Source organism: Streptomyces deccanensis, assembly GCF_022385335.1.
Lineage (GTDB): Bacteria > Actinomycetota > Actinomycetes > Streptomycetales > Streptomycetaceae > Streptomyces > Streptomyces deccanensis.
In genome coordinates, this window is sequence record NZ_CP092431.1 from 9,873,812 (window position 1) to 9,885,548 (window position 11,737).

The 11,737-nt window shown below is 72.4% G+C and carries 10 protein-coding genes; 7 read left to right on the forward strand and 3 right to left on the reverse strand.

Annotation, left to right across the window (positions count from 1 at the left end):
- Positions 1-73: 73 nt before the first annotated feature.
- From L3078_RS43400 to L3078_RS43425, 6 genes are all read left to right on the forward strand, one after another.
- Positions 74-1,750, forward strand: a complete 1,677-nt coding sequence (locus L3078_RS43400; RefSeq protein ID WP_239759970.1) for a serine/threonine-protein kinase — start codon at positions 74-76, stop codon at positions 1,748-1,750.
- A complete protein-coding gene (locus L3078_RS43405) occupies positions 1,747-2,487 on the forward strand; it encodes a hypothetical protein (protein WP_239759972.1) in 741 nt (246 codons plus the stop codon). Before L3078_RS43400 ends, L3078_RS43405 begins: the two co-directional genes overlap by 4 nt.
- 229 nt (positions 2,488-2,716) lie before the next feature.
- A complete protein-coding gene (locus L3078_RS43410; protein WP_239759973.1) occupies positions 2,717-3,280 on the forward strand; it encodes a DoxX family protein in 564 nt (187 codons plus the stop codon).
- Positions 3,281-3,653: 373 nt separating this feature from the next.
- Positions 3,654-4,100: a hypothetical protein gene (locus L3078_RS43415; protein WP_239759974.1), complete on the forward strand. Its 447-nt coding sequence runs from the start codon at positions 3,654-3,656 to the stop codon at positions 4,098-4,100.
- A gap of 11 nt (positions 4,101-4,111) precedes the next feature.
- A complete protein-coding gene (locus L3078_RS43420; RefSeq protein ID WP_239759975.1) occupies positions 4,112-4,471 on the forward strand; it encodes a PLAT/LH2 domain-containing protein in 360 nt (119 codons plus the stop codon).
- A 97-nt stretch (positions 4,472-4,568) separates the two neighbouring features.
- Positions 4,569-6,536 carry a sensor histidine kinase gene (locus L3078_RS43425; protein ID WP_239759976.1) on the forward strand — a complete coding sequence of 656 codons (1,968 nt, stop codon included), beginning with the start codon at positions 4,569-4,571 and terminating at the stop codon, positions 6,534-6,536.
- Between the two features lie 40 nt (positions 6,537-6,576).
- Here the strand turns inward: L3078_RS43425 and L3078_RS43430 are convergent, their stop codons facing one another.
- From L3078_RS43430 to L3078_RS43440, 3 genes are read right to left on the reverse strand one after another with little or no spacing between them, the layout of a single operon-like run.
- Positions 6,577-7,236, reverse strand: coding sequence for a response regulator (locus tag L3078_RS43430; RefSeq protein WP_239759977.1), 660 nt, complete (start codon positions 7,234-7,236; stop codon positions 6,577-6,579).
- Positions 7,233-9,194, reverse strand: coding sequence for a sensor histidine kinase (locus L3078_RS43435; RefSeq protein ID WP_239759978.1), 1,962 nt, complete (start codon positions 9,192-9,194; stop codon positions 7,233-7,235). Before L3078_RS43435 ends, L3078_RS43430 begins: the two co-directional genes overlap by 4 nt.
- Positions 9,195-9,243: 49 nt before the next feature.
- Entirely contained in the window at positions 9,244-9,462 is a 219-nt protein-coding gene (locus L3078_RS43440) for a sensor histidine kinase (protein WP_239759979.1), read from the reverse strand.
- Between the two features lie 125 nt (positions 9,463-9,587).
- Here L3078_RS43440 and L3078_RS43445 point away from each other — a divergent pair, with 125 nt between their 5' ends.
- Positions 9,588-11,672: a sensor histidine kinase gene (locus L3078_RS43445; RefSeq protein ID WP_239759980.1), complete on the forward strand. Its 2,085-nt coding sequence runs from the start codon at positions 9,588-9,590 to the stop codon at positions 11,670-11,672.
- Positions 11,673-11,737 lie beyond the last annotated feature (65 nt).

Below are 11,737 nucleotides of genomic sequence, written 5' to 3' on the forward strand. Positions count from 1 at the left end.
TGTCTCTCATCGCGCGGCGCGGCGATTCGCCAGAGGGTGGGGCTTCGGCGCACGGCGGCCTTGGGGGGCTGGAATGAACACATGGGCGTTGCCCGGATACACCGAGTCGTTCGAACTCGGGTCCGGGGCGAGCGGGCGGGTGGTGCTCGCCGTGCACGAGGAGACCGGCGTGCCGGTGGCCGTGAAGTACCTCAGCGAGTCCCTGCGCACCCGGCCGGGCTTCGTACGCGACTTCCGCAGCGAGGCCCGGCTGCTCGGCGGGCTGGAGAGCCCCTACGTCACCGAGCTGTACGAGTACGTGGAGAGCCCGGACGGCGCCGCCATCGTGATGGAGCTGGTGGACGGCGTCTCACTGCGCGCCGTGCTGCGGCGGGAGGACCCGCTCGGCCCCGAGGCCGCGCTCGCCATCCTCAAGGGCTCACTGCTCGGTCTGGCGGACGCGCACCGCGTCGGCGTCGTCCACCGCGACTACAAGCCGGAGAACGTCCTTGTCCTGCCGGACGGATCCTCCAAGCTGGTCGACTTCGGCATCGCGGTGGACGCTGGCACCAGCGCGGGTGTGGCGGGAACCCCCTCCTACATGGCCCCGGAGCAGTGGACCGGGGCGCCCGCCTCCTTCGCCGCCGACGTGTACGCGGCGGCCGCCACCTTCTTCGAGTGCCTGACGGGCCACAAGCCCTACCGCGGCGACAACGTCGCGGCTCTGGCGTTGCAGCACGTCGACGCGCCGGTTCCCGCCGACGAGGTGCCGGAGGCGGTGCGTGAGCTGGTGCGCCGAGGTCTGGCGAAGGACCCGGAGGAACGGCCCGCCGAGGCCGAGGCGTTCGTCAGGGAACTGGAGGCCGCCGCGCTCGCCGGCTACGGGCCCGACTGGGAGGAACGCGGCCGGGGACGCCTCGCCGCGCTGGTGGCCCTGCTGCCGTTGCTGCTGCCCTCGGCCCGCGACACCCCGAGGACCACCACGGACACCGCCCGCACGGTTCTGCGCCAGGAACCGGGTCGCGGCGGCGCACAGGCGTGGCTGCCCGGCCGTTCCGGCATGCTCGTCTCCGGTGCCGCACTGCTCCTCGGAGCCGTCCTGACCTTCGGACTCCAGCACGCCCCGGAAGCCGACGCCGGGCAGGTGGCACAGGCCCTCGCCACCACCAGTGCCGAGCAGAGCGCGGACACGACGGCACCCCCGGATCCGACCGCATCCGCCTCCCCGTCCCCGACACCCACCGACTCGGCCGGGGAGTCACCCTCTCCCACCCAGTCGCCCTCCGACGCCGCGTCCACCCCCACCGGTGAACCCTCCGCCACCGCCACCACCACGGACGGGGCCACGGAGGGGACCACGGGCGGGGCGACGGAGACGACTGAGCCCGGCGGCACGACCACCACCCCGGCACCGGCGACGACGTCCCCCGCCCCGGTCACCGCCCCGGCCGTCAAGGACGTCGCGGTGTCGGGCTTCCGGCAGACGGGTCCGGCGACCGCCACGGCGACCATCGAGATCGTCACGGACGGCACCGGGCCGATCTCCCTCACCGTCTCGTGGTTCGCGGGCGACTCGAAAGGGCAACTCGGCACCGCGGACGGCGTGACCCAGACCTTCGAGCGCAGCGGCGCCACCCGGTACACACTCACCGTCGACCATGCCTTCCGGAGTACCGCCTGCTACTGGGCGGTGCAGGCCACGACGACCCCGAGCGCCGCCGACGGCGGCGCCTCGCAGCAGCTCCTGACCAGACGGTGTGACATCCGATGACCGCTCACGACGACGACCGGGTCCCCGGTGACGAGGCGGGAGCGGCTGACGCCGAGTACGCCGATTACGCCGAGTACAGCGCCACCGTGCTGGCCAGTCACTGGATCCAGAGACCCGAACCCGACGAGACCCTCGTCCAGCCGACCCTGGTCCAGTCGACCCTCGCAGAGGCAACCGTCGCCGAGCAGACCGTCGAGCAGCCCTTCACCGCCGCGGCACACGGGTCGACGCCGCCCGACCGCATCGACGGCACACTGCTGCGCTTCGGCCCGGGCGTGACCAACGTCGTCGCGCAGCGAACCCACCGCACGCTCCCCGCCCTCCCGCCGCACCGCGCACCCCGGCGCCGACGGCTGCGCCGACACGCGCTGCCCGCGCTCGTCCTCCTCGCGGTCCTCGCGTTCCTGGCCTGGCAGCGACTGGGGCCGCCCCTCGAGGTCGGTGCGGTGACGGTCACCGCCAGGCCCACGGTCCTGAAGTGCGACAGCACCGCGGAAATCGTCGCCGTGGTCGCGACGAACGGCGGTCCGGGCACGTTCTCCTACCGCTGGATCCGCAGCGACGGCACCCGCTCGGGCGTCCTGAAAGAGGTGATGGTCCGGGGACAGCGTCAGGCACGTGTGCACCTGCGGTGGACCTTCCAGGGCAAGGGACACCGCACGGCACAGGCCGAACTGCGCGTCCTATCGGCCGGTACGCACACGGCCACCACCCGCTTCACGTACGACTGTTCCTGAGACCGTCGGCTCCACAGCCGCCGGGACGTCGGACCTCGGACCTCAGCCCAGTCCGTGTGGCCTCCTTGTACCAGGACTCGATGACGGCGCTGCCCCAGAAGTCACGGCGGCGGTCGCTTGCTTAAACGTTTAAGTGCCCCTACATTTGCAGTCCCATTTGAAGTTTCAAGCACTAGCGCCTTCAGTGCGGGTGCTTCCAGCACGGGTTCCCCACAAAGGCCGGTCTCCAGTGACCACTCTCGACACCCGCTCCACCACGGGTCTCTCCCACCGCTCCGAGGACCAGGTCTCGCAGAACGCCTACGACGTGGCGCTGCTGGTCATCCGCCTCGCCCTCGGCTTCCTCCTGGTAGGCCACGGCACCCAGAAGCTGTTCGGCTGGTTCGGGGGCGGCGGCCTGGAGGGCACCGGTCAGTTCTTCACGATGGTGGGCTACCCGTCCGGCAAGACCTTCGCGCTCGTCGCCGGGCTCACCGAGACGCTCGGCGGTCTCGGCCTCGCCCTCGGCCTGCTCACCCCGCTGGCCGGCGCCGCCGTCCTCGGCACGATGCTCAACGCGATGTCCGTGAACTCGGGCGGCGGCTTCTTCATGATGGACAAGGACGGAGGCATGGAGCTCGACATCCTGGTGGCCGCCACCGCCACCGCCACCGGCCTCGCCCTGTCCGGCCCCGGCCGCATCGCCGCCGACCGCTTCCTGCCCGTACTGCGCACCCACCGGCTCGTGTACGGAGTCGCGGCGGTGATACTCGCCGCGGTCACGGCGGGCGTCGTCCTTCTCGTCCGCAACTAGGGCTTTAGCCGACGAGGATCCCGCCCAGAGCGGACACGGGACCGGACAGACCGCTGCTTCCCAGTCGTCGTCGGGCACCCGGTCCGGCCTGACCCAGCGGGGCCCGGCCAGGGGAACTCAGGTACGGCGGGGCGGTGTTCCGGGCCCCACATCGAAGCCGTCCGCCGCCACTTCAACGCCTGGTCCCCGACGGTTGATTGGGCCGGCCGGGACCCGCTCCGACGGACAGGTCGGTGGGACGAGCGCCCACGGCGATCAGGACGCGTGTCCCATGCGGGGCGGTGGCTGGGCCCGGCACTGTGGCGGCACATCGTCCGACGGCATCCGCCGCTGACGCTCAACGGCAGCCGCCACCGACTCAGAGGGGCCCAACATGACCACCGTACAAACGACTTCGCGCGACCACTGGACCGACGTCGCGGCCGAGCTCGGCAAGCGCGTCGCGCTCGTCCACCCGGCCGACGCGGAGCTGATCCACGCCATCGAGGCGAGCACGTCCCCCGCGTCCCCGTCGCCGGCCCTCACGCGGGACGCGGCCCGCGGGGCCGGTGTCACCGTGCGTGCCTTCTGGTGGGGCTTCCACGTCGAGATCGACCACCCCACGCTCGGTCAGATCCTCGACTCCGCCGACACGGTGAACACGCTCGTCGGCACGATCGGCGGCGCCATCTTCAGCCCCGCCCAGCCGTGGATCGTCCTCGTGGCCAAGTTCGTCGCCGGGGCGCACCAACTGCTCCGCGGCCTGGACAGGGGCAACGGCATCTACATCAGCATGAGCTGGTTCGCCCCGGGCGTCTTCGTACCCACCACCGTGGTGTGAGGGAGCGGAAGATGTCTGACTACCGGATCAACGTCCACACGGGAGACGTGGACGCCGCGGGGACCGACTCCAACGTCTACCTCACCCTCTTCGGGACCAACGGCAGCAGCGACGAAATGCAACTGGAGAGCGGCCGGGACGACTTCGAGCGCGACCACGTCGACACGTTCACGCACACGCTCAAGGACCTGGGCGACCTGTACCGGGTGCGCATCCGGCACGACAACTCGGGTTCCTGGCCCGGCTGGTTCCTGGACCGCGTCACGGTCCGCGACGAAGACACCGACAAGGAATGGGCGTTCCCCTGCTCGAAGTGGCTGTCGACCGGCGAGGACGACCGCCGCATCGATCGCTACCTCGACCTGGCCTGAGGAGAGCCAGGGACATTCGGCCCGACGGACAAGGGCGGCCCGGCCCGTGTGCGGCCGGGCCGCTCCCTCCTGCCACCGACGACAGCAGACTGATGCGATGGCTGCCCGAGTGATCGTGTGGATCGTGGTGCTCTCCGGCGTCTGCGCGGTGGCGTTCGCCGCGTGGGTGCTGACGCTGCCCCAGGCCGGCCGACTGCCCGAGAACGGCGACATCGGCTATGTGGTGCTGATCGGCGGTGTCGCCCTCTCCTGGACGTTCACCGGGGCGACCTTGACGTGGCTGCGCCCAGGGAACACCGTGGGTCGGCTGCTGCTCGCGATCGGCGCGAGTTCGTCCTGGCAGCTGGGTCTCGCGGCGTACGGCGGCTACGGGGTCGCCGCGGCCCAGCCGTCCTGGCCACTGGCCCCGGCGGCCGTGTTCGTGGCCTGCGGGCTGATCGCCCCGGCCACGTTCACCCTGCCGACGGTCCTCCTCGCCGTGTATCCCGATGGCCACGTGCCGGGGCCGCGTTGGCGGTGGCCGGTCGGTACGGCCGTCGCCGGGATGGCGCTGCTGACTCTGACCGTTCCCTTCGACCCCGGCGCGTACGGCGAGATCGTTCCGGACCGCGAACCCCCGCTCGAACTCCCCGACGAGGTGCTGGCGTCGTCGCTCGGCGCGGGACTGCTGGCGGTGGGACTGGCCGCGGTGGTGGCCGCGGTGGGCACGCTGCTGCGCCTGCGGCGGGCCGTCGCACCGTTGCGCCCGCAACTGGCCTGGATGGTCTGTGTGAACGCGGTCTTCCTCACGACCCTGGTGTCCTTCGAGACACCCGTCGCGGGCGGGGTCGCGTACCTCGTACCGGTGGCGGTGGCCGTCGGTGTCCTGCGCCACCGCATGTTCGGCATCGAGGCGGTGCTGCGCAGGGGCCTGGTGTACGGGGTCCTGACCGCCGCGGTCCTCGCGGCCTATCTGGTGACCACCGCCGTGGTCGGCTCAGCCCTGCACCGGCGGCCCCTTCCCGGGGTGCTGATGGCGGCAGTCGTGGCGATCGCGCTCACGCCGCTGCGCGACCGGCTCCAGAAGGCGGTGGACCGGCTGGTGTACGGCGCACGCCGGGATCCGTTCAGCGCCGTCACCGACCTCGGGGAACACGTCGCCTCCAAGGGCGCATCCGACCTGCTCCCGGCCGCGCTCGACACCGTGGCCCGCGCCCTGCGCGCACCCGGCGCCGCCGTGACGTCCCTCGACGGGCACGTCCTGGTGTCGCGCGGACCCGAACCGGTGACGGACGGCCCGGCGGTGCGGCTGCGTGTCGCGGGGCGTGACGTCGCCACCCTCACCGTGGCCGCTCGCGAACCGTACGAGCCCTACGGCGCCGACGACATCAGGCTGCTGGCGACGCTGGCGTCTCAGCTGGCGGTGATCGTAAGGGCTGTGGAACTGTCCGACGCGCTGGAGCGGGAGCGTGACCGCATTCTCGTGGCCACCCGCGCCGAGCGGGACCGTATCCGGCGTGATCTGCACGACGGGCTGGGGCCCGCGCTGTCCGGCATCGGGCTGGGGCTCGAAGCTCTCGGTGACGCGCTCGACCGGCAGGACGCCCAGGGGCAGCATGCGCTGCTGTCCCGTATGCGTACCGAGGTGGCCGGAACGGTCGGCGAGATCCGCCGCATCATCGACGCGACACGTCCTGGGGCCCTGGACGGCCTGGACCTCGTCGAAGCCCTGCGCAGGCACGCGGACACGGTGTCGACCGTCGTGCCCGTGAAGGTCATGGTGGGCGAGCTGCCGCCGCTGCCGGCGGAGGTGGAGACCGCCGTCTACCGGATCGTGACCGAGGCGGTCACCAATGCCGGCCGGCACGCGGGGGCACGCCACATCTGGGTCACCGTGCTCGCCGTGGGGGAGTCGCTGCGGGTCGCCGTCGTCGACGACGGGCGTGGGTCCGACGCCGTGGAGAGCGGCGTAGGGCTGGCCTCCATGCGGCGGCGGGCGGAGACGCTCGGAGGCACGTTCCGCATCACGTCGGTGGCGTACGAAGGCACCACCGTGACCGCGGCCTTGCCACTGGACGCCCGGTGACGGCTGGGGGGGGGAGAGGGCGGACGGCGGACAGGCCGGTTCACGGGGTGCCGAGGCCCGCGTCCCGGGCCCGGGCGACGGTGGCGGCGCGGTCGCTCGTCCCGATCTTGTGCATCACGGCCGACACATGGTTGCGGACGGTTTTCTCCGCCAGGAACAGACGCCGGGCGATGAGGTGGTTGCTGTGGCCCTGGGCGACGAGTTCGAGGATCTCGCGTTCGCGTTCGGTGAGTTCGGGGAAGACCTGGGCGGCGTAGGCACGCTGCGCCTGGGTGAAGAAGGCGTTGATGCGCCGCGCCACCGCCTCCCCGTAGACCGCGTTGCCCGACGCGACGGCGAGGACCGCGCGGGCGATCTCGGTACGGTCGGCGCCCTTGAGGAGGTAGCCGCGGGCGCCCGCGCGGAGCGCTCCGATGAGGGCCTCGTCGTCCTCGTGCATCGTCAGTACCAGGATCCCGATCCGTTCGTCGCGGGCATGGATCTCGCGGATCGCCTCGGTGCCGCCGAGGTTGGGCATGGCGAGATCGGTGAGGACGACGTCGGGCCCGGTCCGCTCGACGACCTTCAGGAGTTCCGCGCCGTCGGCGGCCTCCCCGACGATCTCGATGTCGTCGTGGCCGGCCAGCGCGGCCGTGAGACCGAAGCGGTACATCGGGTGATCGTCCGCGATGACGATCCGGACGGGCACTGCTCGGGTCATGACCCCTCCAGCGGCAGGGTGACGGTGATGATCGTCCCGCGGGCCGCGGGCTCGACGGTGAGGCTGCCGCCGCGGGCTTCGGCACGGCGGCGCATCGACGGCAGGCCGACGCCCGCGGGTGCCCCGGCGGGGATGCCGCGCCCGTCGTCGGTGACGGTGATCCTCAACAGGCCGTCGTGCGCGGCCACCGTGACCGTGGCCTGTCGCGCGGCGGCGTGCCGGGCGATGTTCGTGGTCGCTTCGGTGATGATGCGGTAGGCCGCGCTCTCCACCTCCGGTGGGAGCGTGGGCAGTTGGGCCACCCGGATGCCGATGGACACGGCGGGCGCCAGGGTCTCGGCGTGCCGCCGCACGGCCTCCGCGAGCCCCAGCCGGTCCAGAACGTCCGGGCGGAGATCGTCGATGATCCGCCGGATCTCCGCCACCGCGGTGACCACCTCCTCCCGGGTACGGTGCAGCAGCGCGCCGGCCTCGGTGGTGTTGCCCCGCGACAGCTGGTCCGTCGCCGCCTGCAGCCCGAGCCCCATGCCGGCCAGTGACGGCCCCAGACCGTCGTGGAGGTCATGGCGCAGCCGGTCGCGTTCCCGCCGGGTCGCCTCGACGACCTGGTCCCGCTGGGCGGTCACGACATCGGCGAGCTCCAACGCCCGCACGACCACGGCGACTTGCTGGGCCAAGGCCGCCAACAGCCGTTTGTCGTCCCTGCCGTACGGTTCGCCCGGCGTGCGCTCGGCCAGCGACATGGAGCCGAGCGTCCGCCCCGCCAGGCGCAGTTCCAGAGTGAGGCCGGCCGTGGTGCTCCGGCCGGCCGCTGCGAGCGTCACGCCCCGGGTGTCCGTCACCCGGCCCCCCGGGGCGCGCACGGCCTGTGTGACGGCGTCCAACGCGGCGGGCAGCAGGTCGTGTTCGCCCGCGTCGGCCATCCGGCTGCCGAGCCGCGCCAAGGCCCGCAGCGGGTCCCGGCGCCCGCCGTAGATCCACCAGTCCACGGCCCGCTGCAGACGTTCCCGGGCCGGGGCGAGGCCGACCGCGACCACGGCGGCCGACAGCACCCCCGGCAGGGCGCTGCGGTCCCACACCGTGCCCACGGCGGTCGTCACCAGGAGGTACACGGTGATCACGACGGCCGTGAGCAGCGCGTAGACCAGGCCGCGCCGCATCACCGTCTCGATGCCGAGCATCCGGTAGCGCAGCACCCCGACGGCAACCGCGACAGGGACGAGCACGCCGAGAGTCGCGTGGACGAGCGGGCCGGTCGAGAACAGGGCGGTCAAAAAGACCCCCAACACGCACACCATCCATGCCAGTTGCTGACGCACCGGAGGCTCGGACCGGATCAGACGGACGACCGCCTCTCCGATGACGGCGAGCGCGCTCAGGCCGATGAGCAGGAGACACACCGCGTCCAGGACCGCGATCACGGCGGACGGCAGCGACACCGGCGGCGTGCCGCCCGGCACGATGTCGTCGTACGCCTGCGGATCGAACACCGTGCCGACCGTCAGCACCAGGATCGCCGTCCCCGCCGCCCCGACCGGCCACCACACCCACCTCGTGCCCGGCCGGCCCTGCGGATAGAGCGCCAGCACCAGGGTGGGCAGCGCGAACAAGGACGGGGTGTGCGCCCCGCCCGCCACGGCGGCGGCGACCGACGCCCCCGGCCAGTCGGGCTCGGCCACCGCCACACCGTGCCCGCCGTACGCCGCCAGGCCGACCTGCCAGGTCCCGGAGCCACCGATGGCCAGGAACAGCCACCCCAGAGGATTCCGCGGCCGCGACGAGACCAGTACGGCCCCGGTCACGGCCCACGACACCAGCACGGTCCCCAGCAGAACCACCTGGAGACCGCCCCCGTCGACCCCGGGCGTCCCACCGGCCGGCCCCGCCACCCACCCCGCGAACGCCACCGCCCCCACACCCGACAACGCCACCGCCCACATGCCCCCGCGCACAGCCACACCCCATTCTGCGGCCCCCCGACCCTGACACACACCGTTCGCGGCGGCATCACCTCGGTTCGTCCCGCGATGCGGTGGGAAAGCGCGCACGGACATGCGTTCCGCCGCCCTCGCGGGCCACGATGGCGAACTCACCACCGAGTTGGGCGGCGCGCATCCGCATCGAGGCAATCCCCACTCCCGCCACGTAGTGCTCGCCGAACCCCTGCCCGTCGTCGCGGACGTCGACGCAGAGACGCGCGGCGGTGGTACGTGAAACCGCGGACAACGACAGGCCCTCCCCGCCCGCCGAACCTCCCCCGATGCGCGCGGACTTGGTGCTGGGCTGACATCGTCGCCGAACCGACCGACACTGGGGCCGTGCCAGCTGAGCCGCGACCTTCCGATGGCGCGATGCGCTCCGCCGGACTCATGTTGGCTGCGGTCGCCGCGGCTCTGGTTGCCCTGACGGTCCATCTGGGACGTGGACTGGCCTTTCCCCCCGCCGTCGGTGCGCAGCCGGTGCCGTACGGCGAACTGGTCGGCGTCGCGATGGCCGTCCCGGCCGGCGCGGTGGTGCTCTTCGCCCGTCCCCGCAACCCCATCGGCTGGCTGCTGCTGGCGTTCGCCGTGTTCGGTACGGCCCAGGACGCCGCCGCCGTGTACGCGGTGCGGGCGGAGGCCAGACCCGAGGAACGGTTGCCGGGCGCCTCACTCGCCTACTCCCTGGGGGTTTCCCTCTGGGTACCGGCGTTCGCCCAGTTGATTTTGCTGCTGGTCTTCTATCCGAGCGGTCGGCCTCAGGCCGCCTGGTGGTGCTGGGTCAACCGGACGACCGTCGGGAGTACGGCGCTGGTGACCGCCGCCCTCGCCATGACACCCCAGCAGCCACGGGACCGCGTCTGGGGCGAGGGACCCGTCCTCGAACTCCCGGCCTCCTGGGCGACAGCGCTGTCCCTCGGCGGAGCCCTGCTCCTGGCAGGTGCTGCCGTGCTCGTGCTGGGCGGAGCGCTGGTCCGAACATGGCGCAGCCGGGCGCCGGAGCGCCAGCAACTGCTGTGGCTGCTGATCAGTGTGGCCCTGCTGCTCTCGGTGTCCTTCGTGCCGCCGTGGGACTGGCTGTTCCCCATCGCCCTGGGCCTGATCCCGTGTGCTGTCGCCGTGGGCGTCCTCTGGTACCGGCTGCTCGGCATCGAACTGATCGTCCGCCGGACCCTGCTGTACGGCGGACTCACCGCGCTGGTCCTGTGCCTGTACGCGGGCGTCACCGCCGTCCTCTCCGCCGCCCTCCCCACCGGCCCCGTACCCGCCGTCGCCGGCGCCGCGGTCGTGGCCACGCTGCTCGCCCCGGCACGTGACCGTTTCCAACGGGTCGTCGACCGGGCGGTGTACGGCGCCAGGAACGATCCCCTCCGCCCCTTCCACCGCCTGGGCACCGAAGTGTCGGCGGTGTCGGCGGCAACCGTGGACGTCCTGCCGACCGTTGTGGCCGCCGTCGCCGCCGCTGTGCGGGCTCCCTACGCGGCCGTCGTCACAGCTGAGGGCACTCTTCTGGCCGCGACCGGAACGGTGAGGGCCCCGACCGTGGTCCGCCCGCTCACCATCGCCCGGACCCACCTCGCCGACCTCGTCGTCTGCCCTGCGGACGAGGACGGCCTCACCGCTGCAGACGCGCAGATCGTCGACGCGTTGACCGTCCCGGTTTCGCTGATCGTCCACGCCCAGCGCCTCAACGTCGAACTGGTGGCCGCACGCGAACGCGCCGTGGGCGCGGCCCTGGCCGAGCGGGACCGGATCCGCCATGACCTGCACGACGGACTGGGGCCCTCGCTGTCGGGCGTCGCGCTGGGCCTGGAAGCCGTCCTGGAAGCAGTACGGACGGCACGGACGGCACGGATGACGCGGACGACACGGACGTCTGGGGCGGACGGCGACGTTCCGCCCGGGACGGCGGATGTCAACCGCCAAGTCGAGGAACTGGTAGGCCGGTTGCGTGCGGAGGTGGGCCGCGCGGTGGAGGACGTGCGGCGCATCATCGACGCCCTGCGCCCCTCGGCCCTCGAACGCCAGGATCTGGTGTCCGCGCTGCAGGAGCGCGCCGCCGCCATCACCGACCGGACAGGACGACGCCTCACCATCACCGTCGAGGCGACCGCCCCCTTACCACAGCTCCCGCTCCCCGTCGAGACCGCGGCCTACCGGATTGCCGACGAGGCCCTCACCAACGTGGTCCGGCACGCACGGGCCACACGCTGCGTCGTCAGCCTGTCCACCAGTGCCGACAGCAGTACCAGCACCAGCAGCAGCATCGACGCCGCGCTGACCGTCGAGGTGCGTGACAACGGACGCGGACCGAGCTCACCTAGCCGTGGGAACGACGGCGTCGGTCTGGTGTCCATGCGCAGGCGTGCCGAGGAACTCGGTGGCACGTTCCGGATCACCGCCGACGTCGGCGGCAACGTCGTGACGGCTCGACTCCCACTGGACACAAGCCAGTAGATCCGCCGATGCGGACCCAGTGTGCCGCCGAGGGCCCTACCCCGTCCCGGGTGGTCCGGGAGAAG

Coding starts and splice junctions, on each gene's coding strand:
- L3078_RS43400 (WP_239759970.1), top strand. CDS start 74: ATGAACACATGGGCGTTGCCCGGATACACCGAGTCGTTCGAACTCGGG.
- L3078_RS43405 (WP_239759972.1), top strand. CDS start 1,747: ATGACCGCTCACGACGACGACCGGGTCCCCGGTGACGAGGCGGGAGCG.
- L3078_RS43415 (WP_239759974.1), top strand. CDS start 3,654: ATGACCACCGTACAAACGACTTCGCGCGACCACTGGACCGACGTCGCG.
- L3078_RS43420 (WP_239759975.1), top strand. CDS start 4,112: ATGTCTGACTACCGGATCAACGTCCACACGGGAGACGTGGACGCCGCG.
- L3078_RS43425 (WP_239759976.1), top strand. CDS start 4,569: ATGGCTGCCCGAGTGATCGTGTGGATCGTGGTGCTCTCCGGCGTCTGC.
- L3078_RS43430 (WP_239759977.1), bottom strand. CDS start 7,236: ATGACCCGAGCAGTGCCCGTCCGGATCGTCATCGCGGACGATCACCCG.
- L3078_RS43445 (WP_239759980.1), top strand. CDS start 9,588: ATGCGCTCCGCCGGACTCATGTTGGCTGCGGTCGCCGCGGCTCTGGTT.